The organism is Halorubrum sp. JWXQ-INN 858, from assembly GCF_009806985.1.
Classification (GTDB): domain Archaea; phylum Halobacteriota; class Halobacteria; order Halobacteriales; family Haloferacaceae; genus Halorubrum.
Genome location: NZ_WUAX01000005.1, coordinates 23,296 through 48,554 on the forward strand (window position 1 = coordinate 23,296; position 25,259 = coordinate 48,554).

Below are 25,259 nucleotides of genomic sequence, written 5' to 3' on the forward strand. Positions count from 1 at the left end.
CGGCCGTCGATCGCGTATGCACGTTCTCGTCACCGGCGCGACCGGGTTCGTCGGAGGACGACTGGCCCCGGCGCTCCTCGAGGGCGGCCACGAGGTGACCGTGCTCGTTCGCGACGCGACCGAGTACGACGCCCCGGCCGGCGTCCGGGTCATCGAGGGGGACCTCCTCGCACCGGAGAGCTTGCCGCCCGCGTTCGCGGTCGACGGCGACCCCGTCGACGCCGCGTACTACCTGGTCCACTCGATGGAGGGCGGGCCGGGATACGCGGCGCGGGACCGCGACTGTGCGCGTCACTTCGCGGCCGCCGCGTCGGCGGCCGGCGTCCCGCGCGTCGTCTACCTCGGCGGGCTCGGCGAGGACCGCGACGAGCTCTCCGAACACCTCCGCTCGCGGCGGGAGGTCGAACGCCTCCTCGCCGAGGGTACGTACGCGCTGACCACGCTCCGGGCGGCGATCGTCATCGGCGCGGGGAGCGCGAGCTTCGAGGTGATACGGGGGCTCGCGACCCGACTCCCCGTGATGATCACTCCCAAATGGGTCGACACGCGGTGTCAGCCGATCGCGGTCGGCGACGTCGTCGCCTACCTGGTCGGCGTTCTCGACGAGCCGGCGACGGCCGGCGAGACGTTCGAGATCGGCGGTCCGGAGGTGTTGACCTACGCGGAGATCCTCCGCCGGACCCGCCGGCAGCTCGGCCAGCAGCTCCGGATCGTCCGGGTGCCGGTGTTGAGCCCGCGGCTCTCGGCGATGTGGCTCCGGCTCGTCACGGACGTCGACCCGTTCCTCGCGCGGTCGCTGGTCGAGGGGATGCGGAACCCGGTCGTCGTCGAGGACACACGGATCCGCGAGTACGTCCCCATCGACGGGACGCCGTTCGACCTGGCGGTCGCGAGGGCCCTCGACGAGAGTCGCCCGGCGGGCGACGAGCCGTATCGGATCGGCGTAACGAACGAGCGGGCCGACGGCTCCGGCGGGAGCGTCGACGCCGCGGATTCGGATCTCGCGAACTCGGACGGATCCCCGAACGGCATGGGGTCGTCGCGGTGAGCCGTCGGTACGGCGAGACGTGGGTGTACGAGAGCCTCGTCGGCGGGATCCCCGGGCTCGACCTCTCACGGACCGCCGCCGTCGCGATACAGGTGATCCTGTTCCAGACCGGCGTCCTCCTCCTCGGGTGGTACTACGGGCTGTGGAGCGCCGTCCTCGCCGGTACGGTCGCGGTCCTCGTCGCCGCCGCCGGCAGCGTCGAGATGCACCGCCTCGGGGAGGGGAACCGTCGGCTGTCGACGCCGCCCGCACACAAACGGCTCCTGTTCGGGTCGAGCATCGAGATCGTGTTGGGGATCCTCGCGTTCATCGGCCTGGTGACGTACCTGTTCGTCTGGGACGTCGGTCTGCTCCATCGGCTGTTCGGGCCGGACCCGCCCGTCGCGGCGGTGTACCTGACCCTCCTGATCCTCTGGGACCTCTGTTATCGGATCGGGACCTCCTGGTGGAGCGCGGTGGTCGCGCTGTGGCGGGCCGTCAACGTCGACCTCTCGCCGAGCGACAGGGCGCGCGCCCGGCGTCTCGACGCCGAGAACGTCGCCTTCTCCGCGATCCAGCTGGTGCTCGTCCCGTTCCTGTGGAGCGATCCGTTGCTGCTCGGCGCGGTCGTCGGCCACGTCGTCGCGGTCGCGGCGGTCTGTACGGCCGCGATCGTCCTCTCGTGATCCGGACGATGTGTCTACGGGACGGCGTCGACGCTATCGGTCGGTTGCGCGGCGATGGAAAATGAGGGCTGTGGTCGGTCGGTCACCGGGACTACTTACCTTGCAGCTCCTGGAACTTGTCGAGGAGTGCCTCCGCCGAGTCCCCCGAATCGTACGTGAGAGATCCCGAATACTCGGCGCGTACGGCGTCGAAATCGGCGTCGACGACGCCGGTCTTCTGTTCACGGCGCTCGTGTTCGTCCTCGTCATAGGCACCCATTGACATGGTACACATGCGCTTGGTTGTTACTGGTGATATATGTGTCGGTTGTATACTGTGAATGATCGTGTTAATACTCGAATCGACCGCAGGACGGGGGTTTTCACCCAGCAGTAAGCCGGGCGTACGCGCCGGAAAGCCGAACGTTCGGCGTTCGTGTCGCCGATGGCATCGGCGCTAACGTCGATCCGTCGGGGTCACCGCAAACCCTTAGCGTCCCGGGGCGGTAGCAGATCCGTGGCACAACCGCTCCGATTCAGGCGTGCACCCGAGACGTGGAACGCCGACCGGGTCCGCTCGCGGATCGAACGGCCGCTGGACGACAACCTCGGAGCGACCGCGAGCGACCCGTGGTTCAAACCGCCCCGCGGATACGACGCTCGACGGTTCGACATGGACGACGGCTCGATGGCGCTGTTCTGTTGGACGGACCACGACGACGACCCGCCGGCCGGGACCGGCGGCGGGCCGGTCGGGTACTGGCTCGGCAACACGGAGACGCCGCGCGACCTCTGGCGAACGGACAAGTACGGCTTCGACGAGGTCCCGTACGGGGTCTCGCGCTGGGCACAGCGGGAGCTCCTCGCGGGGTTACACGACGACGAGCCGTGGCTCGCCGACTACCCGCACGTCTCGTGGTACTTCCTCCCGGTGTTCTGCTCGAAGGACGGGTCGGAGACGACCCGCGCGTTCTTTCGCGACCACGCGGCGGGGTTCCCGGACGCGACGCGCGACGAGGGGGCCGGTTACGTCGAGCGGCTGCTTCACTCGGGCATCCTCGACCCCTACCGGGAGACGATGGCCGGCAAGCTCGGGACGTCCGCGTCGATGGACCTCGTCCGGATGAGCGCCACGGTCGCCGAGTTCACGGCCGCGAAGGTCCTCACGGACGCGGGCTACGGGATCACCCCGGAGATCGAGGTGACGACCGGTCACTCGCTCGATTATCGAGCGGAGGACCCTGCCACCGGAACCGCGTCGCTCGTCGAGGTGACGCGCCCCCAGCCCGTCTCCGGCCGAAGCGCGAACACGCCGGTCGCCGCGGTGCGCGACACCGCACAGACGAAGACGAACGGGCAGCTGGAGGCGCACGCCGGCGGAGTGACCCTCTTCGTCGACTGCAGCTCGTTCCCCGACGCGGACTGGCGCTCGGTCCGCGAACAGCGACCCGACGTCCGGCACAAACCCGCGGTCGTGTTCCGTGCACGCCCCGACGGGCGCGTCGAGGGGTACTCGAAGGGGTCGGTGCCGTTGGACCTCTCGGCGGCGATCGAGTGGGTCGGCTAGTAGGCGATAACACGTCTCGGACCGCTCACGTCGAGCGCCGTGGTGACGTCTCGAGGCCGTTTCTGGTTTGGTACTCCCGCCGAAAAGGAACCGCTCGGTCGCCGTTCGCCGGTCAGAACGAGACGGGCTGTGATCCCCGCTCGCCGGCGGTCGCCGGGTCCCGGTCGGAGTAGAACCGTCGGCCGACGGCGCGGTGACAGACGCCGGCCCGGAGGGTGTCGAACACCTCGTCCGGCCGGTCGAACGTCTGCTCGCCGAACAGCTCCAGCACGTCGCCGAGCCGCTCGGTCCCGTCCGCGAGCTCTACGGTCGCGTTGCCGTGAGCCGCGATTATCTCCGCCGAGGTCATCGGGTACTGGTGCCGTTCGAGCCGGTCGTCGATACCGTTCAGGCGCATCAATGGATGGGAGACCTCGCAGGTCCTTAATGATTGTCCATGAATAACCTTAGTCGACGGTGTATTCCTTAACGGTCCTTAATTGCCGTTCGTGAACAATCAACATGGGTTCGGCGCTCGCCGGAACCGTTGCGGCTTACTCCGGCCCGGACACGCCTTTGGTATGCACGGCCCCGGAGAGACGACCGACACGGAGCCCGCCGCGGCTGTCGCCGGCGGCGGGATCGTCACCGATGGCGGGACGGCGATAGACGACGAGACGGCCATCGATGACGGGACGGCTACCGACGACGCGGCGATCGTCGACGGCGAGGTGATCGCGGACCTCCACACGCATACGACGGCCTCCGACGGCACGTTGCGGATCGAGGAGGTCCCCGCGGCCGCCCGCGAGGCGGGGCTCGACTGGGTCGCCGTCACGGACCACGACCGGATCCATCCCGGGATCGACGCCCCGGTCGTCGAGCGCGACGGGGTGCGGATCGTCCGCGGTATCGAGCTTCGCGTCGACGCGGGCGTCGAGCGGCTCGACCTGCTCGGCTACGCGGTCCGCGGGACCGACCCGCTCGTCGCCGAGGTGGACCGCCTGCAGGCGGACCGCCAGGAGCGCGGCGCGCGGATGCTGGAGCGCGTCGAGCAGCGGCTGGGCGTCACCCTCGACCTCGAGCCGCGGCCGGGGATCGGTCGACCGCACATCGCCCGCGCGATCGACGCCTCGTCGGCCCCGTACGACTACGACGCGGCGTTCGAGGAGCTGATCGGCGACGGCGGGCCCTGTTTCGTCGCGCGCGAGGTGACCGCTCTCGACCGAGGGATCGAGCTGCTCCGCGACGCCTGTGCGTTCGTCGGGCTCGCACACCCCTTCCGCTATCGCGACGTCGACGCCGCGCTCGACGTCGCCCGACGACTGGACGCGGTCGAGCGCTGGTACCCCTACGGCCGCGACGTCGACGTGGACCTCGTCGACCGGGTGGCGGCGTCGGCCGGACTCCTCCGAACCGGCGGGAGCGACGCTCACGGGCGAGCGCTCGGCGGGGCGGGGCTGACCACGGACACGTTCGAGCCGATCCGCGAGCGGCTTCCCGAGCCCGACGACGAACAGGGTTAAAGCCGCCGCCGTCCAACGGGAGGTATGCAGTGTCACTACTGTGACCGAAAGGCCGCCTACGGTGCCGAGAAGGGCGGCGTCACCGTCGGCCTCTGTGAGGAGCACTTCCGCGAGCGGATCGAGGAGCTCGCGGAGTCCGACGAGCTCGCCGCCATCCGCGAGCAGATCGACGTCGACTCCGCGGAGTAGCCGCCGCCACCCGTTCACGGCTTCGCCGCCCGCGACGGCTCCGACGCCCGCGGCGAAGCCGTCCGCCGACCACGTCTGGCTCCCCCTCGCGAACACGTCGCGTCTCAGCGCGTCTCAGAGCTTCTCAGCGCGTCTCAGGACCGCTACCCGCCCGAGTCACGAGTCCGTACGCGGGCGGCCGGTCCGGAGCGATCCTTAAAAGACGGCCGGGAGCCAAGCGTCGGCCATGCATCCCCTCGATCGCCCCCGGCGGCTCCGGACGGACGGCGTCAGGCCCCTCGTCAGCGAGACCGATCTCTCGGCGACGGACCTGATCGCGCCGGTGTTCGTCGACGCGACGACGGACGAGCGCGTGCCGATCGGCACGATGCCCGGCCACGAGCGCGTCCCGGTCGCCGAGACGGTCGCCCGCGTCGAGGAGGTCCTGTCGACCGGCGTCGAGGCGGTCATCGTCTTCGGGATCCCCGAGTCGAAGGACCCGACGGGATCGCGTGCGTACGCTCCTGACGGCGTGGTCCAGCGCGCGATCCGACGGGTCTCGGCCGAGACTGACGCGTACGTCGTCGGCGACGTCTGTCTCTGTGAGTACACCGACCACGGCCACTGCGGCGTGATCGAGGCGGACGCCGAGACGGACCCGACGCTCACCGTTCGCAACGACGAGACGCTCGACCTGCTCGCGCGGACCGCGGTGTCGCAGGCGGACGCGGGCGCGGACATGGTCGCGCCGTCCGCGATGACCGACGGGCAGGTGCGGGCGATCCGGGCGGCCCTCGACGAGGCGGGTCACGAGGACGTGGCGCTGATGAGCTACGCCGTCAAGTACGAGTCGGCCTTCTACGGACCCTTCCGCGACGCCGCCGACGGCGCGCCCGCGTTCGGCGACCGCCGACACTACCAGATGGACCCCGCGAACCGCCGGGAGGCGCTCCGCGAGGCCCGGCTCGACGCCGCCGAGGGCGCGGACGTGCTGATGGTGAAACCCGGGCTCCCGTACCTCGACGTCGTCCGTGACCTCCGCGAGGAGTTCGACCACCCCATCGCCGCCTACAACGTCTCCGGCGAGTACGCGATGCTCCACGCCGCCGCCGAGAAGGGGTGGCTCGACCTCGAGGCGACCGCCCACGAGTCGCTGCTGTCGCTGAAGCGGTCCGGCGCGGACCTGATCGTGACGTACTTCGCCGAGGACCTCGCCGAGCGCTTATAAGGAACCCCGGAGGAGAGCGCTGCTCGCGACCCTTCGCGATCTCAGGCGCACCCGCGTTCCAGTCCTCCGGCGCGCGCGAGAAACGCGCGCGAGGGCCCGGCCGACGGCCGGAGCGACGCGGAGGGCGTCGGCCGACGGGTGGGGAGGACGAGGTGCGGTACGGTCGGGAGGGGAACGGGACTCCCTCTCCGAGTCCCGCGGACGAGGGCCCGAAACGGTTCGCCGGCGTTCGTGTCGCCGCCGGCTCCGAACCGTTCAGACGATCTGCTCGCCGTCGTCGTCGTACACCTCGATCGCGTCGACCGGGCACGTCCGCGCCGCGAACTTCGCGTCGAGCTCCTCGCCGTCGGGCACCTCCAGAACGAACACGTCCTCGCTCTCCTCCTCGCTCCCGACGAGGTCGGCTTTCCCGTCGTTGAGGTCCTTCTCGAAGGCGTCCCACTCCGCCACGCACTGGTACATCCCGATACAGGTGTCCCGGTCGAACGTCACGCGCATACGAACGGTACAGCGAGCGGGTACAAAGCCGTGGCGGGCCGGCGGTTCCCGCACCCCGGGAGTTCTCCCGGTCGGTGAGGGTATCTCCCCCTCGTCCCCTCGGTACGAACGCCCGCTGACGCCGGTGCCCTCCACCGGTCGCTCCGACTTCTCGCCCGTCTCCGAGGTTTATAAGCCCCCGTCCGAATGCGGACGTATGGACTCGAACGGTACGGCGCTCCGCGAGGCGCTCTCCAAGCGCGCCGACGTGTTCGGAAGCCTCGCGGATGCGCCCGCGAGCAAGCCGGAGCTCGTCGATCGGCTGGCGAGTTCCCGCTCGACGGTCGATCGGGCGATCGACGACCTCGAAGCGGTCGACTGCGTCGACTCTCGGAACGGAACGTACTCGCTCACCGCGACGGGCCGGCACGCGTTGGCTGCACACCGGCGCTACGCGGCGTCGACCGACGCCGTCGACCGGGCGAGCACCCTGCTGAACGGGCTCCCGGACGGGGTGACGCTCCCGGCGACCTTCCTCCGAGGAGCGACGGTGACCGTCGCGGGCCCGCACGCGCCGGACGGGCCGGAGACGTCCGTCGGCAACCTCCTCGAGCGGGCCACGGCGATGTACGGGCTGGCCCCGGCCGTCCTCAAGTCGGACGTGTTCCTCCTCGATCGTGAGACCGACCGCGGGGCGTTCGAGGCGGAAGTCGTCGCCGAGCCCGCGGTCGTGTCGGCCCTTGCGGCGCTGTCGGACGCGCCCGTGGGCTCGCTCGTCGATAGCGAGTCGTTCACGCTGTACGAGAGCGACGGGTCCCTCCCGTACGCGTTGTGGGTGTTCGAGACGCCGTCGGGGGCGCACGCGGGGATCACCTTCCGGACCGGCGATTCGGGCGGAATGATCACGAACGACGACCCGGACGCCGTCGCCTGGGCGCGGGAGCGGTATCGGTCGTACCGCGACCGCGCCGATCCCGTCGACCCCGCCGAGACGATCGCCCCCGACGACCTCTCCGCAGCTACCGAGTCCGACGACCCCTCCGCCGCTACCGAGTCCGACGACCCCTCCGCGGCTACCGAATCCACCGACCACCCGGTTTAAGGGCGACGCGGGCGTCGTGTCGACGATGACCGACGTCTGGCTCGTCGACCGGCAGTTCGACTCGAAGGGGCTCGTACGGCTGACGTACGCGACGACGGACGGGGCGCGGATCTACACGCGCGAGCTCGCTGAGCGGCGGCTCGTGATGGGCGGGTCCGTCACCGCCGGCCGCGACGTCGCCGACGAGGACCTCGGGGCCGCGCCCGACGAGGAGGTCGAGCGGTTCGCCCGCGAGGCGTCGCGGATGGCGGCCGACCACGACCCCGACGACGAGGTGTGAGTTCCGGGCCCGACGAGGTGTGACGTTCCACGACCGGCGTCCGCCTCCCGGTTCCGACGCGTTAAACCGGATCGGGGTCTAAGCCACCCTAATGCAACCGAGTTCGCTCTCCGGGCTCCCCGCGGGCGTCGGCGAGGCGCTCGAGGCGGAGGGCGTCGCCGAGCTCTACCCGCCCCAGGCGGCGGCCGTCGAGGCGGGCGTCCTCGACGGCGAGAGCCTCGTCGCGGCCGTCCCGACCGCCTCCGGCAAGACGTTGATCGCCGAGCTCGCCATGCTGTCGGCGATCGAGCGGGGCGGCACGGCCTTATATATCGTTCCCCTGCGCGCGCTCGCCTCCGAGAAGAAGGCGGAGTTCGAGCGGTGGGAGGATCACGGGGTGACCGTCGGCGTCTCGACGGGCAACTACGACTCCGACGGCGAGTGGCTCGCGACCCGCGACGTGATCGTCGCGACGTCCGAGAAGGTCGACTCGCTCGTCCGCAACGGCGCGCCGTGGATCGACGACCTGACCTGCGTCGTGAGCGACGAGGTCCACCTCGTCGACGACGCCGGACGGGGGCCGACCCTCGAGGTGACCCTCGCGAAGCTCCGCCGCGTGAACCCCGGCCTCCAGACCGTCGCGCTCTCGGCGACCGTCGGCAACGCCGACGTCATCGCCGACTGGCTCGACGCCGAGCTCGTCGAGTCCGACTGGCGGCCGATCGACCTCCGGATGGGGGTTCACTACGGCAACGCGATCAACTTCGACGACGGGAGCCAGACCGAGGTGCGCGTCGAGGGGGCCGACGACCAGACCGCGGCGCTCGTCGGCGACGCTCTCGACACCGAGGAGGACGGTCAGGGCGGCTCCTCGCTCGTCTTCGTCAACTCCCGCCGGAACGCCGAGAGCGCGGCCCGCCGGCTGACGGACGTGACCGGGTCGCGGCTGACCGCCGACGAGCGCGACGCGCTCCGCGACCTCGCCGCCGACCTCCGTGACGTCTCCGACACGGACACCTCCGAGGACCTCGCGACGGCCGTCGAACGGGGCGCGGCGTTCCACCACGCCGGGCTCGCCGCGGAACACCGGTCACTCGTCGAGGATGCGTTCCGCGACCGGCTGATCAAGGTCGTCGCGGCCACGCCGACGCTGGCGGCCGGCGTTAACACTCCCGCTCGGCGGGTGATCGTCCGCGACTGGCGGCGTTACGACGGCGACTTCGGGGGGATGAAGCCGCTCGACGTCCTCGAGGTCCACCAGATGTGCGGGCGGGCGGGCCGCCCCGGGCTCGACCCGTACGGCGAGGCGGTGCTGCTCGCGTCGGACGCGGACACGATGGACGAGCTGTTCGATCGGTACGTCTGGGCGGACGCGGAGCCGGTCCGCTCGAAGCTCGCGGCCGAACCGGCGCTCCGAACCCACGCGCTCGCGACGATCGCCTCCGGCTTCGCCGCGACGCGCGAGGGGCTCTTAGAGTTCCTCGACAACACGCTCTACGCGACCCAGACCGACGACGCCGGGCGGCTCGCGGCGGTGACCGACACCGTGATCGACTACCTCGTCGTCAACGGCTTCATCGAACGCGACCGGGAGGGTGGAACCGAGCGGCTCGCCGCGACGGGGATCGGCCACACCGTCTCCCGGCTCTACCTCGACCCGATGAGCGCCGCGACGATGATCGACGGGCTTCGGGACGCTTGCAGGGAAGAAACGACGGAGCCGAGCGCCGGCGAGTTCACGCTTGCGGCGGACGCGGACGACGGCGATGCCTCCGACGAGCCGGCCTTCGGCACGTACACCCGTGTCGACGGTGCTAACGTCGAGGGAGACGCGAGCGAGGACGACGGCGCTCCTCGCCCGTCGATCACGCCGCTCGGCCTCTACCACCTTCTCAGTCGGACTCCGGACATGTATGAACTCTACCTGAAGTCGGGCGACCGCGAGAGGTACGAGGAGACGTACTACGAGCGCGAGGCGGAGCTCCTCGGGGACGCGCCCTCGGAGTACGAGGACGTCCGTTTCGAGGACTGGCTCGCCTCGCTGAAGACCGCCCGGCTGTTGGAGGACTGGGCGAGCGAGGTCGACGAGGACCGATTGACCGAGCGGTACGGCGTCGGCCCCGGCGACATCCGCGGCAAGGTCGACACCGCCGAGTGGTTGCTCCGCGCCGCGGAGACGATCGCGAGGGACGTCGACGGGGTCGACGGCGACGCGGTGCTCGCGGTACGGGAGGCGCGCAAGCGGGTCGAGTACGGCGTCCGCGAGGAGCTGCTCGACCTCACCGGCGTTCGGAACGTCGGTCGCAAACGCGCCCGGCGGCTGTTCGAGGCGGGCATCGAGACCCGCGCCGACCTCCGCGAGGCGGACAAGGCGGTCGTGCTCGGGGCGCTCCGCGGGCGGGAGCGGACGGCCGAGCGCGTCCTCGAGAACGCCGGCCGCGAGGACCCGTCGATGGACGGCGTCCGTGCCGATCGGTCGGCGTCCGCCGCCGCGACCGCGGGCTCGGCGAACGGTGACGACGGTGAGGGCCAGGCAAGCCTCGGTGATTTCCAGTGACTGGCGCGCCCGATCCCGGTGTCAGCCCGGCCGCCGACCGTGGCTCCGATACCGACCGTGGTCGGTCGTCCGGAACTCCCCCGATCCCGCCCGCGCGGATCGTCGCGGAGCGGGCCCGGATCGACGACCTCGACGCGTTTCTCGACGCACTCGCGGTCGTCGGCGAGGAGACGGGTGCGGTCGTTCAGGCGTTCGACGCGGACCTCGTCGTCTCCGAGGCCCACCTTCGACGCGCGGTTCGGCTGGCCGCCCGTTCGATCGCCCGCGGCGAGGCAGTGGCACGCGACCCCGCCGTCGAGGTGTTGCTGTACGCGGCCGGATGCCGGCAGATCGACCGTGCGCTCGGGCTCGGCGTCTCCGAGGGATCGGGGCGGGTGGTCGTCGCCGTCGCCGACTTCGGCGACGTTCCGGGGGCGGACCGCCCTGCGGCCGACCTCGACGCGGCGGTCGCGGCCGTCTCGCGGTCGCTGGATACCCGGACCGAGCCCGGCGGATCGAGAGCCGAGGACGGCTTCGACTTCGACGAGGCGGTCGTTCGATCATTCTACGATGTCTCCGATCGTGAACTGGCCGCGACCGCGGGCGGGCTGACCGACGTCGTGCTCGAACGGGTCGCCCTGCTCGACGTCGAGAAGTAGCCGTCTCGGGATCCGGTCGTCCGATATGAACCCCCTTCTTTCCGGTGGAAATCGCAACACCCCGGCACGATATAGTTCCAGTCGAAATGGGTTAAATCGGCAGATACTGACACGCGATCGTGAGCGTCGGACTGCGATGGAGGCTGCGACGCCGGTGTACGGGCGGACGCCGAATCGGTTGACGGCGTTCGCGATCGGGTCGACGCAGGAGATCGGGTCGCGCGACCCAGTGCCGGACGACGCGGCCACAGAGAATAGTCCATCCTGGATTCGAACCAGGGTCGTTGCCCCCAGAAGGCAACAGGATTGGCCACTACCCCAATGGACTGCCTGCATCCTCCGTTGTCAGTGGGTGTTTGTAAGCGTTGCGCGTTGCCCCCGCCCTGCGATCCGTTCTCAATGCGGCGGACCCGCCGCCCCGACAGCGTGCTCGATGGCGACGGGCTTCCGCGAACGTGTGCATATCGGCAGCTTTTAAGCGAACGAATAGCCACGTTCGTGTATGTACATCGGCCGTTTCGTCGTCGTCGCCCCCGGCGTCGGCGCGTACCGCGTCTCCTCCCGTTCGTTCCCGAACCGCCGCGTGGTCGACCGCGACGGAACCCTCACGGTCGGCCCCACGGCCGAGGCCGAAGCGACGGACAACCCGTACGTCTCGTACAACTGCGCGCGCGGCGTGGAGACGCCGACGGGCGAGCCGCTGGCGGTCGTCGGGAACGGCTCCCACGTCGACCCGATCGCGGAGAAACTGGAGCTCGGCTACCCGACACGGGACGCGCTCGCCAGCCCGCTGCTCGCGCTCGACTTCGAGAAGGACGACTACGACACCCCGCGGATCGCCGGCATCGTCGCCGCCGACGCCGCGACGATCGGGACCGTCAGACGCGACGCGCTCCTCGTCGAGGCGGTCGACGAACCCACGATCGTGGCGACGTACGAGACGGACGGTCCCGAACCGTACGCGCTCGCCGCGGACGACGCCGGCGCGGCCGCAAGCGAGCTCCTCGCCGCCGACTTCGAGCACCCGGTGTGTGCGGCGGGCGCGACCGTCGACGCCGACGGCGTCTCCCTCGCCTTCGACAACGGCGAGGAGTAGCGGGCGCGCCTTCCACCTTCCGACGTCTTTTCAGGGTGCCGCGACACGAACGCGTATGCAGCCCGTGACCGCGGCGGACTATCACGACATCGCGAAGCCTGCCGATCCCCGGATCTCGCCCGACGGCGACCGCGTCGCCTTCCTCCGGAAACAGCCGATCGACGACGAGACCGTCGAGTCGACCGTGTACCTCGTCGACGTCGACAGTGATTCCGGAGACGCCGCCGACACCGCCGACACCGTCGATACCGCCGACACCGTCGATACCGACAACACCGCCGACACCGCCGATACCGACGACGGGGCCCGCCGACTCACCCTCGCCGAGGGCGACGACGCGGAGCCGCGGTGGAGCCCGTCGGGCGACCGGATCGCGTTCACTTCAACGCGCGCGGGCGACGACGACCGACGCCAGCTCTGGGTCGTCCCGGCCGACGGCGGCGAGGCGCGACGGCTGACCGACGTCGTCGGCGGCGTTTCCGACATCGCGTGGTCGCCGGCCGGCGACCGGCTCGCCTTCGTCCAGGCGGTCACGCCCGAGGACCGCGAGACGGGCCGCGACCTGTCGGTCCCCGACGACTACGAGCCGGCGGACCACCCCGATCCGCGCGTGGTCGACCGCACGGTCTTCCGGTCGGCCCAGCGGTACTTCGACGGCCGACAGGCGGCGGTGTACGTCGTCGACGCCGACGCGACCGTCGATGGCGCGCGCGCGGACCCCGAGCCCGCGGTCGAACCCGTCACCGACCGCGAGGCCGAGTTCGGGTCGCCCGAGTTCGGCGACGCCGACACGCTGTACTACACCGAATCGGTCGGCGACGACCCGGACGACTCCTTCGAGATCGCCGTCCACGCCCACGACCTCGCGACCGACACCGTCGACCGGATCCACACGACGTTCGGCTGGGCGACGCCGCTCGCGGCGACCGCCGACGGACGGGTCGCGTTCACCCACGTCGAGCCCGACCAGGCGTCGCTCGAACAGACGGACCTCCACGTCCTCGACCGCGAGCGCGGCGCGGTGACCTCGCTGACGGGGGACCTCGACCGCGGACTCGGCCACGAGGTGGAGCCGATGTGGGGCCCCGACGGGACGACGGTCTACTTCACGACGCCCGACGAGGGCGAGACGGCGCTGTGGCACGCCCCCGCCGACGGCTCCGCGTCGCCCGAGCGGCTCGTCCGGAAGGGCACCGTTTCGGGTGGAACCGTCGGCGGCGCGGCCGGCGCGGGCCCCGAGTCGGTGACGGCCGTCCTCGCGACGAGCGAGTGGGACCACCCGGGCGACGTGTTCGCCGTCGACGCCGGCGCGGGGGAGACGCGGCGGCTCACCGGACTGAACGCCGCGTACCTCGCTGACCGCCACGTCGGCGAGCCGGAGGAGCTGTGGTTCGAATCCGAGCGGGGTGCGGTCCACGGGTGGGTGTTGACGCCGCCGGAGTTCGACGAGGCGTCGGCCGACGACGGGTCATACCCGCTCGCCGTGGAGATCCACGGCGGCCCCCACGCGATGTGGTCGACGTCGGGGACGATGTGGCACGAGTTCCAGACGCTCGCCGCGCGCGGCTACGTCGTCTTCTGGTCGAACCCGCGGGGGTCGGCGGGCTACGGCGAGTCGTACCTCCAGGCGATCGAACGCGACTGGGGGGCCGTCACGCTCACCGACGTGCTGGCCGGCGTCGACGCGGTGACTGACCGCTCGTACGTCGACGAGGCGAACACGTTCCTCACCGGGGGTTCGTTCGGCGGGTTCATGACCGCGTGGGCGGTCGGGCAGACGGATCGGTTCCGGGCCGCGGTCGCCCAGCGCGGCGTGTACGACCTCACCGGCTTCTACGGCTCGACGGACGGTGTCTATCGGCTCCTCGAGGGGGACTTCGACACCGTGCCGTGGGCGGAGCCGGAGTGGCTCTGGGAGCGGTCGCCGACGGGGCACGCGGCGAACGTTGACACGCCGACGCTCTTGATCCACGCCGAGGACGACACGCGGACGCCGATCTGCACGGCGGAGCTGTACCACCGGATCCTCCGGAAGAACGGGGTCGAGACGCGGTTCGTCCGCTACCCGCGGGAGGGACACGAGCTGTCGCGTTCGGGCGAGCCCGGCCACGTCGTCGACCGTCTCGAACGGATCGCCCGCTGGTTCGACGGCTACTCCGACCACCACGACGCCCCGACGGCGCTCGACCGCCCCGCGGACGACGGGCTGACGGCGGGCGCCGATACCGAGGAGTAGGGGAAGACGATCGAGGGACGACGGTCCCCCGGTCAGTCGACGATGATCTCCGAGTCGGAGCCGCCGCTCGCGGCGTCGTCGGCCCCGTCGCTCATCTCGGTCTGGTAGCGCTGGATCCAGGCGGCGAAACACTCGGGACAGAGCCGCTGGGTGTCGATGTTGGCCCGGTCGACGCTGAGGCGAACGGTGCGGGCGAGCGCGTCGGTCGTCGGCTCCCCGCAGGCGTCACACGGGTCGGTCGTCGCCGCGTCACTCATACCGGCCCGTCGCGTGGACGTCCCTTAAAAGTACGCTGAACCGTGAGCCGCCGGGTCGGCGGCCGGCCGTCGATCACGCGGCCCGGAACGCTGAGCCACCGGGTACGTCGTCCGGAACGCTGAGCCACCGGGTACGTCGTCCGGAACGCTGAGCCACCGGGTACGTCGTCCGGAACGCTGAGCCGCCGGTCACGTCGTCCGGAACGCTCGGTCGCCGGCGTCGCCGAGGCCGGGGACGATGAACCCGTCCTCGTTGAGGTGGTCGTCGATGGCGACCGTCAGCAGGTCGGCCTCCGGGACCGCGTCGGCGACGCGAACGAGCCCCACGGGCGCGGAGACCGCCGAGAGCACGAACAGGTTCTCGTAGTCGTCCGCGTCCGCGAGGATGTGATCGAGGACGGCACACATCGTCGAGCCGGTCGCGAGCATCGGGTCCGCGACGATCACCGTGTCGTCCGCGCGGATCTCGGGCAGTTTCACGTAGTCCACCGTGATCGGGAACTCGCCGTCGTCGTTCATGCCGGCCTCCTCGTCCCGCCCGGCGGAGATCACGCCCTGTTTCGCCCGCGGGAACGCCTTTAACAGCCCCTCGACGAACGGCGTCGCCGCCCGCAGCACGTTGATGATGACGACGTCGTCGAGTCCCTTGACGCGCTCGCCGGTCGTCTCCTCTAACGGGGTCCGCACCGGGACGTACTCCGTCTCCATCGCCCCGTCGATCACCTCGTAACCGCAGATGCGGCCGAGCTTGACGAGCCCCTTCCGGAAGGCGACCTGCTCCGTCTCGACATCCCGGAGCCGCGAGAGGGTGTCCTTCGCCAGCGCGTGCGTGATGAGGTACGCGTCGTCACGGTCTTCGATCGTCATTACCGGGAGGGGGGTCGCCGCGGGCTTAAAAGTGGGTGACCCCCGTCGCCGCCATACCGGCCGAGAGCGGTACGGGGGCCCGTCACCGAAGCACGACGACGTACGTCAGCGCGAACACTAGGAGGGCGAGGGTGGCGACGTTCGTCAGGGTGTACTCGAGGAGGCCGAGTAAGTCCGCTCCCCAGACGACGGTCCACGCGAACCACGTCGACAACACGGCGTTCAACAGGAGCACCAGCCGCGGGTCGCCCTTCGACTCCTCGACGCCCGCCCGGACTCCCTTTCGTCCCTCGCTCATACGATCCGATGGGCGTCGGTCCGCCACTTAGCTCTTGTCCGTGCGGCACGTGCACACGACACGTGAACGTACGGTGAACACGCCCCGTCGCCCGCGGAACCGCCACGGCGACCGGATCGACCCGGTCCCCTTCCTCGTGAGCGTCTCGCTCGCGTTCATGCTCTCGCTCTCGCTCGGCCCGATCTACGGGCTGTCGTACGGCCTCTCGCTCGCCTGGTCGCTCGCGGCGTCGACGGCCGCGTTCCTCGCGCTCGCGGCCGTGGCGTACGCCCAGCTCGTGCGGTCGGCACCGCCGCTCGACGCGGGCCCGCTGCCGGTCGCCCCGCGGTTCGAGCGCCTGTTGTACGCCGCGATCGGCTTCGGCGTCGTCCTCGTCGCGCTCACCCTCCCGCTCGTGTAGGGACTCGCCGACGCGTTTATATCGCCCCCGGGACCACCACGTCCATGCGCGAGGTCGCGGTCGATCGCTTCGTCCCCGAGAGCCCGCCGGCGATCGGGCGGGCGATCACACCGACGCGGCTCGTCGAGTGGGAGGGGAGCTTCGCGGTCGACGACGCGACCCGGCTGGACGACGGCGCGACGGTCGTCGCCGTCTCCGGCCCCGGGGTCGGCTTTCGACTGCGGTTTGAGCCGCGCCCGGACGGCTATCGCTACGCGGTCGCCGACGACGGGACCGCCGGCCCGTTCGAACGCATGGAGACGTGGGTGACGGTCGACCCCGAAAACGAGGGCTCCCGGGTCCGGTTCCGGTCGGTGGTCGCGCTCAACGCGCCGCTCCCGTTCGCGGACCGGATCGCCGCCTGGAAGCGGCGCGCGGAGCTCCGACGCGCGCTCGACGGGCTCGCCGGCGCGGTCTGATACGTGACTCGAGCCACTCCGAGGCGGTTCGCGTCGGCCCGATGGCTCGGCCCGAAACCGGGGCTCAGCTCCCGCCGTTCGGATCGAACCGGTCGATCGCGTCGTGGACCCCCGTGACCCACTCGTCGAGTGCCGCGTGGAGCTTCGATTTCGCCTCGGGCACGGGGATCGCGGTGTACTGATACACGTAGCCGCCCGAGTCGAGGAGCCGCCGTCGGCGCTCGATCAACCCCTTCTCGCGTAGCGTCGACAGCGATCGGTTGACGTTCGATCGGTCCCGGTCGAGGACGGTCGCGAGCTCGACGACCGTGCTGCCCGGGTGATCGAGCAGCACGAGGTACGTCCGGCTCTCGTGGTCGCGGATCGCGAACACACACGAGAGGACGTGTGCGAACTGCGGGTCGGCGTCGCCGACGAGGTCCTCGATCTCGGCATCGCTCATATCGATCGGTTCGACCCACTCCCGGTTAAAGATCAGTCCTCGTCCGCGCCGTAGCCCATCCGTTCGATACAGTCGCGCATCTCCGACTCCTCGACGTGGCGATGGAGCCGGGTCGGGGTGTCACAGAGGTACGTCTCGCCGTCGTACCGGAGCGCGACCTCGTGGACGTCCCCGGCGATAGCCACGCTGACGAGGACTCGACGCCCCTCCCGCATCGCGTCGATGATCTCGTCGGCCGGAAGTTCGCCGGCATCGACCCGGAGCACACCTGACATACCGTTTCGGTGGATCGCTGACTAGTAAAAACACGCGGCTCACCCCCCGACCGTCCCCGTGGCTCTCGCGATCGTGTACGCGCTTGTACGGCGCCACCGGCGGCGCCGGCGGCGGGCCGGCAACGTGGCTCAGGTGATCGTGGATTCGCTGCCGCCTTCCTTCTCCGGCGGTTCGACCCCTTCGGCGGCCGCGACGGTGCCGGTCTCCTTCTCGACTTCGACGTGCCAGCGATCGATCTCCGACTCGTACTCCGCGAGGATCGCGCTGACCTTCGCTTTCAGCTCGTCGTCGTTGACGTTCACCTCGAACACGAACGTCTCGCCGGCCTCCCCGCGGCCGACCTGCTGGACGTTGGCGCTGACGAGCTCGTTGTCGAAGTAGTACGGTGCGAGCTGCGTCATCACCTTCCGGTACACCGTGTTCTCGACCTTCCGGAGCGCCTTTCGGCTCGCCGAATCGGCCGCACGGGCGACGTGGCCGATCGACTCGCCCCACCGCTCGACGGCCCCCTCCGTGTCGTCGGCCTCGACCTTCTCGTAGGACTCAGTGAGCTTCTCGCCGGCCGTCTGGAGGTCCTCCCCGGGGGTCTTGCCCGCCAGCTCGCCGTCGCCCTCGCCGACGGAGGCCTGCTCGGCGGTCTTCTCCGAGACGTCCTCGTCGATGCGCTCGTGGGACTTCGGCCGCCAGTCGTCGAAGTCGTGGAACGCGTCGCCGTCGGCGCCGACCTCACGGAGCGCCTGCGTGATGCGCTCGCCGTGTTCGACGATGTCGCCCCAGCCTCCGCGCTGTTTGAACCCGGAGATGCTCTCTTCCATCGCTTCCGGTCGCTACGGTGCCGACCCGGATAAATGTCTCTGACGGTGGATGTTCACACGGAACGTGCGATCGCGTTCGGGCCACGCTCCCGGCCGCGTTCGTCATGCTCTCGGCTGTGTTCGTCGCGCTCTCGGCTTTGTTCGTCACGCTCCCGGCCGCGTTCAGGGCATTCCCCCGGAACGCCGCTCTCCGCCACCGATCTCCACGGACCGGTCCCGCTCTGACCTCACCTCCCGTACGCGATCCGCCGGGCGAACGCGTCGAGTCTCGCCTTCGTGTCGGCGATCCAGCCCCCCGGCGAGACGCGCCGGAGCGCCGCCTCGTCGACCTCGATCCGGTCGCCGCCGAACGGGTCGCGCTCGGCTCGCTCCTCGGGGGTCCTGTCGCCGCCCACCGCGTCGACGACCGTCGACATCGAACACCGGCCACACGCCTCGGTCGGCTTTCCCTCGTCAGCCATGAGTGATCGTGACGTGTGTACGGCTCTCGGGGTGATAAACCCTGTCGGCGTCCGTTCGGCCGCCGCAGGACCGTCCCGTCGCCGGTCGCCGACCTCGTTTCCGGCCGCCGACTTCGTTCCCGGCCACCGACCTCGTTTCCGATCGCCGGCTCCCGCCCCGGCGACGCCCTTTTAAACTCCGTGGGAAACATGAGCACATGGGATACCGCGTCGTCGACGTCGATTCGGTCGAACCGGAGGCGGATCGGCCCTGCGAATGCCGAAAACTGAGCGCGCCAGCCGATCTCACCGCCGTCGCGGTGAACCGGTTCCGCGCGGAGCCGGGCGAACAGATCCCGCTCGTTTATCACTCCCACGAGACACAGGAGGAGGCCTTCTACGTGCTCGACGGGACGCTCTCGGTCGAGACCCCCGAGCGGACCTACGAGGTCGAGACGGGCGGCCTGTTCGCCGTCGACCCGGGAAGCCCCCAGCGCGCGTACAACCCGTCCGACGCCGTCTCGGACACCGTGGTACTCGCGATCGGTGCACCCGCTGTCAGCGGCGACGCGGTGCCGTACGAGCCGGACGACGACTCGAACGGCTCCGCCGACGACTGACGATGTCCGAACCCGACGCAGTCGACGAGGGGGCGTCCTCGAGGACGGGGACCGCCCCGCGGCGCGACCCCGAGGAGCTCCCCGCGGAGATCCGCGAGCAGGTCCCCGACTACGACGACGAGTACCTCGACCGCGTCTCCGATCGGCTGATGTACAGCTACGACCTCGACCGCGACGAGGTCGTCGAGGGCGAACGCTTCGACCTCTCGGCGACGCTTCGGATGCGCAACCAGAAGCAGTTCCTCCACCCGGCGTTGAGCTACGCGGACCACGAGACGAAAGCGCACGTGTTCGCCCGGCGAGTCGCCGAGCCGACCGTCGCGGAGCTGGAGCGGCTGGTCGAGACGGGTCACGCGGTCGCCGAGGAGCGGATCGAAGCCGACGAACAGCACTACGGCACCGACGTCACGTTCGTCCTCGTCGGCGACCGCGTGCCCGACGACGTCGCCGCGTTCGTCGAGGGGTTCCGCGACCGGACCCTTCTGAAGTTCGGCTACTACGGCCACTACGAGGTGAACCTGATCGTCGTCGCGCCCGATGCCGAGGCGATCGTCGCGAGCGAGGCGGCGGGCGTCACGGGCGCGTTCCGACTGTGGGAGGCGATCGAGCCGCCGTCGGAAGGGTTCTTCTCGCGGTTCGCCAAACGCTTCTGGCGGTAGCCGGGGTCACGGTCGCCGCGCCTCGCCTCACGGTCGGTGGAGTCGTGGTCGAAAAAGGTTCGTGGAAGGCGGTGCGGAAGCGGGTGTTCGTGGCCGGTCGACGACGGCTGGCCGTCGCGGGTCGCCGGAGGCGGTAGCCGCCGACGATCGACGACTGGCCGTCAGTCGTCGCCGGGTTCGGCGGCGGGGCGGCTCCCGCCTTTCACCGACTTGAGGTTGCCGTACCCGATCCGGACGAGCGACAGCGCGAGCACGATGAGCACCAGCGCGAGCACCATCTGTGCGGCCGAGGACAGCTGCGCGCCGAGCGTCGCCGCCTCGCCCTGTATCAGGTTGACGTAGAGGTTCTCGTACAGCGCCAGCCAGCTAAGCCCGAAGACGGTGATGGTGACCATCACGGCCATCGGCACGCCGGTCGAGACGAGCTGTTTGGAGTCGTCCCAGTTGGCGATCCAGATCGTCGCGGTCAGCAGCGCGAGCGCCGCGAGCAGCTGGTTCGCGCCGCCGAACAGTCCCCACAGGGTCGCCCACTCGCCGGAGATGACGAGCACGTACGCGAGGCCGATCTGGACGACCGGGTTCGTGTAGCGTCCGCGCGCGAGCGAACCGACGCCGCCCGAGAACCCGGTATCGGTCGTCCCGCTCGGGGTCCCGACGATCTCCTCCATCATGTAGCGGCCGAGGCGGACGGCCGTGTCGGTCGACGTGAGCAGGAAGCTCACGAGCACGAGCGCCATGAAGACGGCCCCGATCGCCTCGGGGATGCCGAGGCTCGTCAGGATGATGCCGCCGCCCGCCGCGAAGTTGGGCAGCGCGCCGCCGATGCCACCGCCCGCCGCGATGACGTCGCCGGCGAGTCCGGCGACCGCGAGCGTCGAGAGCGCGAGCGCGGCGAGCAAGCCCTCGCCGAGCATTCCGCCGTAGCCGATCAGGCGGGCGTCGCTCTCCTTGTTCAGCTGCTTCGAGGTCGTCCCGGAGGAGACGAGCGAGTGGAACCCGCTTATCGTCCCACAGGCGATGGTGACGAACAACAGCGGGAACAGCGGCCACAGCCCCATCGCCTCGATCCCCCAGAAGCCCTCGAAGGCCCCGATGGACGAGTCGATGACGAGCGGCTGGCTGGACGTCGCGAACACCGTTCCGACGATGATCGCGAGGATCCCCCCACCCACGCCGGTGTACAGCAGGAACGACGAGAGGTAGTCACGCGGCTGGAGCAGCACCCACACCGGGAGCGCGCTCGCGACCGCGCCGTACACCATGATGACCGGGACCCATGCGGCGGTGTTGCCGCCGAGGGCGGCCGCGCCGGGGACCCAGTCGCCCGCACCGCTGAACAGGACGAACGTCCCCGCCGGGTAGTCGCCGGCGAACAGCGCGAACGGGTACTGGATGCCGAGCCAGACGCCGGCGAACACGCCGGCGACGAACAGGACCGTCCCCGGAATGAACGGCCCGTTGAGCTGGTAGAGGTACACCCCGAACGCCAGCGCCAACGCGATGTACACGAAGCTCGCGGTCGTCACCTGCGGGTACGCGTTGAACACGATGCCGACGACCAGTGCGAACACGGCGACGACGAGGATGATCGTGAGGAACGCGAACCACAACAGGAGATTCTTGCCCTTCTCGCCGACGTACTGGCCGACGATGTAGCCGATCGAGCGCCCCTCGTGTCGGATCGACCCCGACAGCGAAATGAAGTCGTGGACCGCGCCCATCAGCGGGTTGCCGATGGCGACCCACAACAGCGCGGGGACCCATCCCCATATCGCCCCCGCCGTGATCGGGCCGACGATCGGCGCGCCGCCCGCGATGCTCGAGAAGTGATGCCCCAGTAGCACCGGCTTCTTCGCCGGTACGTACTCCTGTCCGTCCTCGTACTTGTGTGCCGGCGTCTCACGGTCATCGTCGAGTTCGACGAACCGCGAGAGGTACCGCGAGTACCCCATGTACCCGACGGTGAACGTCGCCAACACCGCAACCACGATCCAGATTACGCTTGTCATTGATGCCCTGCCTCACGCTAACATTCACTAAACCCCACTTAAATATTGGCTTCGATCGTGACAGATGCGCCGGGAGAAAACCGGCCGGATCGAGCGATCCAGGCGGCTCAGTCGCGACGGACCGCCGTCGCGACGTCGAGCTCGGCGGCGACCTCGCCGAGCAGGTCACCGCGGACCTCGCGGGTCCGTGACTCGATCTCGGCGACGATCGGGGGCGCGAAGCCGTCGCGCACCTGTGTGAGCCGTTCGCGATCGGTTGCGACCCGGTCACGGAGGTACCGCGCCCCCCGACCGTCCTCGTCGGGGTCGGGTTCCGGGGTGAGCTTGTTCGCGACCAGCCCGCGGACCGTGAGGTCGCGGTCGGCGAACCCCTCGATGGCGCGGCCCGTCTCGTTGACCGACAGCTGGTCGGGGTTCAACACGAGGAAGAAGGCGGCGTCAGACCGCAGCGTCTCGCCGGCGTACTCGAAGAACTCCTTGCGGCGCTGGAGCCGCGCGAGGACGGGATCGCCCTCCATCACCCGACGGGGCTCCATGTCGCCGATCGCCGCCTTCTCGAACAGGTCGATCGACTGCCGGCGTTTGTACATCAGCCGGTCGATCCATCCCTCCAGGAACTCCGGGAGCCCCAGTAGCCGGAGCGTCGACCCCGTCGGCGCGGTGTCGAAGACGACCCGGTCGTAGCGGTCGCCCTCCTCGCGCATCACCGAGACGAACGCGTCGAACAGCGCCGCCTCGTACGCGCCGGGCGTCCCGTGGGACATCTCGAGCTGGCGGTTGATCTCCGACACCATCGCCGCCGACACCTGTTCGGAGAGGCCCTCCCGGATCTCCGCGAGGTGTCGCTGGACCTCGTCGTCGGGGTCGATCTCCAGCGCGTCCAGCCCGTCGATCCCGTCGACCGGCTCGGGATCGTCGCCGAACGGCTGGTCGAACACGTCGGAGACGGAGTGGGCCGGGTCCGTCGAGACGACGAGCGTCCGCACGCCGGCGTCGGCGCACTTGCGCGCGTACGCACACGAGACGGTCGTCTTCCCGACGCCGCCCTTGCCGCCGAAGAAGACGAACGGCTCGATCGACCGGTCGTCCGTCGAGCGATTCGTCGGGCGGTCCGGTGGGGAGACGTCGCCCATCAGAAGTGGTACTGCTGGCCCTTGCGTTCGATGAGGCTCCCGCGGTCCCACAGCCGACGCTCCCACGCCTCGAACTCGGTTTCGAGGTACGGGAGCAGCTCGGCGGTGTAGTAGGAGACCGGCGAGGGGATCCCAAAGGCGTCCGGGAAGCACGCGAGCATGAACTCGTCCTCCGTGTCCTCGGCCTCCTTCTCGATCTTCTCGTACGCCGGATGGGTGATCATGCCGTGGTAGAGCCCGCGGAGCCACTCCTCGAGGTGCTCGCGGAAGACGGCTATCCGCTCGGCCAACGTCATGCGTTCACACGACGAACGGGGGCCTAAAAGGTGTCGCGGTCGCTCGGACTCAGGCCGTCTCGCCCTCGACGGTGTCCGGCGCGTCGGCGTCGGCGTCGCCGAACCCGGGGCGGTCCGCGCTATCGATGGCGGGTGCGTGCGTCTCGTCGCCCATCGATATCCAGACGAGGTACAGCATCCCGACGATCATCAGCAGGGTCCCGATCGTTCCGACGACCGCGACCAAGTACACGAGCGAGCTCATACGCCCCGATCCACGGGCACGGGCTATCAACGTGTCGGCTTCCGACGATGCCGAACCACCGGACCGGGGGCGATCGGGGCCGGAGAGCGATCGGAAACGGCGGGCGATCGGAGCCGGGCAGCGATCGGAGCCGGGCAGCGATCGGAGGCGGCGGGCGGTTCCGCCGGGGGCTTAAAGGGACGGCGCACCGACCGGAAGCCATGACCGATCGGATCCCGGTGACCGTGCTCTCGGGCAGCCTCGGGGCTGGAAAGACGACCCTTCTGAACCACCTCCTCCGGAACGCCGGCGACCGGGACCTCGCGGTCCTCGTCAACGACATGGGGGACGTGAACGTCGACGCCGAGCTGATCGCGGAGGGGTCGGAGCTCGACGTCGACGACGGCGTCGCGGAGCTGTCGAACGGCTGTATCTGCTGTGAGCTGCAGGACGACCTCGAGACGGCCGTGGTCCGGCTCGCGAACGAGCGGTCGTTCGACGCGCTGGTCGTCGAGTCCTCCGGGATCTCCGAGCCCGCGCCGGTCGCCCGCCTGTTCACGACCGAATCGCGGGCGGCGGCGCGCTACCGCGTCGACGCGCTGGTGACGGTGCTCGACACGCCACGGTTCCTGGACGCCTTCGCCGGGACCGACGTCCCCGAACGTCGCGGCACGGACGAGGAGGGGCGTCCCCTCTCCGATCTCCTCGTCGAGCAGGTCGAGGTGTCGAACGTCGTCCTGCTGAACAAGGCGGACCGCTGTACCGACGCGGAGCTCGCGGAGGCCGAGGCGCTCGTGGCGGCGCTCCAGCCGTCCGCCGAGACGGTCCGGACCGAGTTCTCCGCGGTCGACCCCGACCGGCTCCTCGACGTCGGGCTGTTCGACGAGCGGGCCGTCGGCGACCTGCCGGGGTGGAAGCGCGCGCTGGCGGCGGCAGCGGATGACGACGGCGACCACGGGGATTACAGCGACGATGACGACCACGAGGACCACGGGAATCACAGCGACCACGACCACGAGGACGGGGCACACGCCGGCCACCGCCACCCCGACGAGGTGTACGGCGTCACCTCCTTCACGTACCGCCGCCGGCGACCGTTCCACCCCGGCCGGGTCGCGGCGGCCCTCCGCGGGCTCCCCGCCGGCGTCGTCCGCGCGAAGGGGACGCTGTGGGTCGCGGGCAGCGAGCTCCGCCAGCAGGTGAGCCAGGCGGGGCCCTCGGTTCGCGCCACGGCCCCCGGCCCGTGGATCGCGAGCCTCCCCGAGGTCGAACGCGACATGCTCCGGTCGAACCGCCCGGAGCTCGCGTGGGACGACGACCACGGCGACCGGCTGACCGCGTTCGTCGTCATCGGCACCGACGTCGACGAGGAGGCGCTTCGCGCCCGGCTCGACGACGCGCTCGTCACCGACGCGGAGTGGGAGCGCGCCGAGGCCGGCGAGGCGCTCGACGGCTCAGACGCCTTCCCGGAGACGGCCGGGGAGGAAGCCGTGCTGCGGGAGTCGTAGCCGTCCTTCCGCCGAAACCACCGTTCCGCCGAA

The 25,259-nt window shown here is 70.2% G+C and carries 31 protein-coding genes and 1 tRNA gene; 17 read left to right on the forward strand and 15 right to left on the reverse strand.

Going from position 1 to position 25,259, the window contains the following annotated elements:
• The first annotated feature begins 16 nt into the window (after positions 1-16).
• Complete coding sequence (locus GRS48_RS01430) at positions 17-1,048, forward strand: NAD(P)H-binding protein (RefSeq protein WP_159483161.1); 1,032 nt, start codon at positions 17-19, stop codon at positions 1,046-1,048.
• Entirely contained in the window at positions 1,045-1,713 is a 669-nt protein-coding gene (locus GRS48_RS01435; RefSeq protein ID WP_321168231.1) for a hypothetical protein, read from the forward strand. The genes GRS48_RS01430 and GRS48_RS01435 overlap by 4 nt, the downstream gene beginning before the upstream one ends.
• Positions 1,714-1,804: 91 nt before the next feature.
• Here GRS48_RS01435 and GRS48_RS01440 read toward each other — a convergent pair whose 3' ends face one another.
• On the reverse strand, positions 1,805-1,972 hold the full coding sequence (locus GRS48_RS01440; RefSeq protein WP_235027976.1) for a DUF5786 family protein: 168 nt from the start codon (positions 1,970-1,972) through the stop codon (positions 1,805-1,807).
• 237 nt (positions 1,973-2,209) lie between these two features.
• On the opposite strand from GRS48_RS01440, the gene GRS48_RS01445 reads away from it, so the two are divergent.
• Complete coding sequence (locus tag GRS48_RS01445; protein ID WP_321168232.1) at positions 2,210-3,259, forward strand: DUF5784 family protein; 1,050 nt, start codon at positions 2,210-2,212, stop codon at positions 3,257-3,259.
• 112 nt (positions 3,260-3,371) lie between these two features.
• On the opposite strand, the gene GRS48_RS01450 is transcribed toward GRS48_RS01445, so the two are convergent.
• Complete coding sequence (locus tag GRS48_RS01450) at positions 3,372-3,656, reverse strand: DUF2795 domain-containing protein (RefSeq protein ID WP_159483163.1); 285 nt, start codon at positions 3,654-3,656, stop codon at positions 3,372-3,374.
• A gap of 163 nt (positions 3,657-3,819) precedes the next feature.
• On the opposite strand from GRS48_RS01450, the gene GRS48_RS01455 reads away from it, so the two are divergent.
• From GRS48_RS01455 to hemB, 3 genes are all read left to right on the forward strand, one after another.
• Positions 3,820-4,764 carry a PHP domain-containing protein gene (locus GRS48_RS01455; protein ID WP_159483164.1) on the forward strand — a complete coding sequence of 315 codons (945 nt, stop codon included), beginning with the start codon at positions 3,820-3,822 and terminating at the stop codon, positions 4,762-4,764.
• A gap of 24 nt (positions 4,765-4,788) precedes the next feature.
• Entirely contained in the window at positions 4,789-4,953 is a 165-nt protein-coding gene (locus tag GRS48_RS14995) for a DUF6757 family protein (protein WP_200840190.1), read from the forward strand.
• A gap of 226 nt (positions 4,954-5,179) precedes the next feature.
• Positions 5,180-6,160, forward strand: a complete 981-nt coding sequence (gene hemB / locus GRS48_RS01460; protein ID WP_159483165.1) for a porphobilinogen synthase — start codon at positions 5,180-5,182, stop codon at positions 6,158-6,160.
• 255 nt (positions 6,161-6,415) lie between these two features.
• On the opposite strand, the gene GRS48_RS01465 is transcribed toward hemB, so the two are convergent.
• A complete protein-coding gene (locus GRS48_RS01465; protein ID WP_159483166.1) occupies positions 6,416-6,658 on the reverse strand; it encodes a ferredoxin in 243 nt (80 codons plus the stop codon).
• A gap of 196 nt (positions 6,659-6,854) precedes the next feature.
• On the opposite strand from GRS48_RS01465, the gene GRS48_RS01470 reads away from it, so the two are divergent.
• The 4 genes from GRS48_RS01470 (at position 6,855) to cgi121 (ending at position 11,193) form a co-directional block, all read left to right on the forward strand.
• A complete protein-coding gene (locus GRS48_RS01470; protein WP_235027966.1) occupies positions 6,855-7,739 on the forward strand; it encodes a winged helix-turn-helix domain-containing protein in 885 nt (294 codons plus the stop codon).
• Positions 7,740-7,764: 25 nt separating this feature from the next.
• Positions 7,765-8,019: a hypothetical protein gene (locus tag GRS48_RS01475; RefSeq protein WP_159483167.1), complete on the forward strand. Its 255-nt coding sequence runs from the start codon at positions 7,765-7,767 to the stop codon at positions 8,017-8,019.
• A gap of 91 nt (positions 8,020-8,110) precedes the next feature.
• Positions 8,111-10,555 (forward strand): ATP-dependent DNA helicase, encoded by a 2,445-nt coding sequence (locus GRS48_RS01480; RefSeq protein ID WP_159483168.1) that lies wholly within the window; start codon positions 8,111-8,113, stop codon positions 10,553-10,555.
• Entirely contained in the window at positions 10,552-11,193 is a 642-nt protein-coding gene (gene cgi121, locus GRS48_RS01485) for a KEOPS complex subunit Cgi121 (protein WP_394351181.1), read from the forward strand. Before GRS48_RS01480 ends, cgi121 begins: the two co-directional genes overlap by 4 nt.
• A 255-nt stretch (positions 11,194-11,448) precedes the next feature.
• Here cgi121 and GRS48_RS01490 read toward each other — a convergent pair.
• Positions 11,449-11,521: transfer RNA gene (locus GRS48_RS01490), tRNA-Gln, on the reverse strand.
• 174 nt (positions 11,522-11,695) lie between these two features.
• Here GRS48_RS01490 and GRS48_RS01495 point away from each other — a divergent pair.
• Together GRS48_RS01495 and GRS48_RS01500 are read left to right on the forward strand one after the other, a co-directional pair.
• Entirely contained in the window at positions 11,696-12,289 is a 594-nt protein-coding gene (locus tag GRS48_RS01495) for an IMP cyclohydrolase (RefSeq protein WP_159483169.1), read from the forward strand.
• A gap of 55 nt (positions 12,290-12,344) precedes the next feature.
• Positions 12,345-14,525: a S9 family peptidase gene (locus GRS48_RS01500; RefSeq protein WP_159483170.1), complete on the forward strand. Its 2,181-nt coding sequence runs from the start codon at positions 12,345-12,347 to the stop codon at positions 14,523-14,525.
• Between the two features lie 32 nt (positions 14,526-14,557).
• Here the strand turns inward: GRS48_RS01500 and GRS48_RS01505 are convergent, their stop codons facing one another.
• The 3 genes from GRS48_RS01505 to GRS48_RS01515 all read right to left on the reverse strand — a co-directional run bounded on the left by GRS48_RS01505 (position 14,558) and on the right by GRS48_RS01515 (position 15,947).
• Positions 14,558-14,782 (reverse strand): hypothetical protein, encoded by a 225-nt coding sequence (locus GRS48_RS01505; protein WP_159483171.1) that lies wholly within the window; start codon positions 14,780-14,782, stop codon positions 14,558-14,560.
• 189 nt (positions 14,783-14,971) lie between these two features.
• Positions 14,972-15,649 (reverse strand): uracil phosphoribosyltransferase, encoded by a 678-nt coding sequence (gene upp, locus GRS48_RS01510; protein WP_159483172.1) that lies wholly within the window; start codon positions 15,647-15,649, stop codon positions 14,972-14,974.
• Positions 15,650-15,731: 82 nt separating this feature from the next.
• Complete coding sequence (locus GRS48_RS01515; protein WP_159483173.1) at positions 15,732-15,947, reverse strand: hypothetical protein; 216 nt, start codon at positions 15,945-15,947, stop codon at positions 15,732-15,734.
• Between the two features lie 73 nt (positions 15,948-16,020).
• Between GRS48_RS01515 and GRS48_RS01520 the strand changes: the two genes are divergently transcribed.
• Both GRS48_RS01520 and GRS48_RS01525 read left to right on the forward strand, forming a co-directional pair.
• Complete coding sequence (locus GRS48_RS01520; RefSeq protein WP_321168233.1) at positions 16,021-16,347, forward strand: hypothetical protein; 327 nt, start codon at positions 16,021-16,023, stop codon at positions 16,345-16,347.
• Positions 16,348-16,391: 44 nt separating this feature from the next.
• A complete protein-coding gene (locus tag GRS48_RS01525) occupies positions 16,392-16,805 on the forward strand; it encodes an SRPBCC family protein (RefSeq protein WP_159483175.1) in 414 nt (137 codons plus the stop codon).
• Positions 16,806-16,869: 64 nt separating this feature from the next.
• On the opposite strand, the gene GRS48_RS01530 is transcribed toward GRS48_RS01525, so the two are convergent.
• From GRS48_RS01530 to GRS48_RS01545, 4 genes are all read right to left on the reverse strand, one after another.
• On the reverse strand, positions 16,870-17,247 hold the full coding sequence (locus GRS48_RS01530) for a helix-turn-helix domain-containing protein (protein ID WP_159483176.1): 378 nt from the start codon (positions 17,245-17,247) through the stop codon (positions 16,870-16,872).
• Positions 17,248-17,279: 32 nt separating this feature from the next.
• Positions 17,280-17,522 carry a hypothetical protein gene (locus GRS48_RS01535; protein WP_159483177.1) on the reverse strand — a complete coding sequence of 81 codons (243 nt, stop codon included), beginning with the start codon at positions 17,520-17,522 and terminating at the stop codon, positions 17,280-17,282.
• Between the two features lie 129 nt (positions 17,523-17,651).
• The gene (locus GRS48_RS01540) at positions 17,652-18,338 is read right to left on the reverse strand and encodes a DUF5828 family protein (RefSeq protein ID WP_159483178.1); all 687 of its coding nucleotides are present in this window, start codon (positions 18,336-18,338) and stop codon (positions 17,652-17,654) included.
• Positions 18,339-18,565: 227 nt separating this feature from the next.
• The gene (locus GRS48_RS01545) at positions 18,566-18,799 is read right to left on the reverse strand and encodes a hypothetical protein (protein WP_159483179.1); all 234 of its coding nucleotides are present in this window, start codon (positions 18,797-18,799) and stop codon (positions 18,566-18,568) included.
• A gap of 197 nt (positions 18,800-18,996) precedes the next feature.
• Here GRS48_RS01545 and GRS48_RS01550 point away from each other — a divergent pair, with 197 nt between their 5' ends.
• Together GRS48_RS01550 and GRS48_RS01555 are read left to right on the forward strand one after the other, a co-directional pair.
• Entirely contained in the window at positions 18,997-19,398 is a 402-nt protein-coding gene (locus tag GRS48_RS01550; RefSeq protein ID WP_159483180.1) for a cupin domain-containing protein, read from the forward strand.
• A gap of 2 nt (positions 19,399-19,400) precedes the next feature.
• A complete protein-coding gene (locus GRS48_RS01555; protein ID WP_159483181.1) occupies positions 19,401-20,057 on the forward strand; it encodes a hypothetical protein in 657 nt (218 codons plus the stop codon).
• 161 nt (positions 20,058-20,218) lie between these two features.
• On the opposite strand, the gene GRS48_RS01560 is transcribed toward GRS48_RS01555, so the two are convergent.
• The 4 genes from GRS48_RS01560 to GRS48_RS01575 form a co-directional block, all read right to left on the reverse strand.
• Positions 20,219-22,066 (reverse strand): carbon starvation protein A, encoded by a 1,848-nt coding sequence (locus tag GRS48_RS01560; protein ID WP_159483182.1) that lies wholly within the window; start codon positions 22,064-22,066, stop codon positions 20,219-20,221.
• Between the two features lie 107 nt (positions 22,067-22,173).
• Entirely contained in the window at positions 22,174-23,142 is a 969-nt protein-coding gene (locus GRS48_RS01565) for a TRC40/GET3/ArsA family transport-energizing ATPase (protein WP_321168270.1), read from the reverse strand.
• A 56-nt stretch (positions 23,143-23,198) separates the two neighbouring features.
• Positions 23,199-23,495 carry a hypothetical protein gene (locus GRS48_RS01570; RefSeq protein WP_159483184.1) on the reverse strand — a complete coding sequence of 99 codons (297 nt, stop codon included), beginning with the start codon at positions 23,493-23,495 and terminating at the stop codon, positions 23,199-23,201.
• Positions 23,496-23,544: 49 nt separating this feature from the next.
• The gene (locus tag GRS48_RS01575; protein WP_159483185.1) at positions 23,545-23,739 is read right to left on the reverse strand and encodes a hypothetical protein; all 195 of its coding nucleotides are present in this window, start codon (positions 23,737-23,739) and stop codon (positions 23,545-23,547) included.
• 200 nt (positions 23,740-23,939) lie between these two features.
• Here GRS48_RS01575 and GRS48_RS01580 point away from each other — a divergent pair, with 200 nt between their 5' ends.
• Positions 23,940-25,226, forward strand: coding sequence for a GTP-binding protein (locus tag GRS48_RS01580; RefSeq protein ID WP_159483186.1), 1,287 nt, complete (start codon positions 23,940-23,942; stop codon positions 25,224-25,226).
• Positions 25,227-25,259 lie beyond the last annotated feature (33 nt).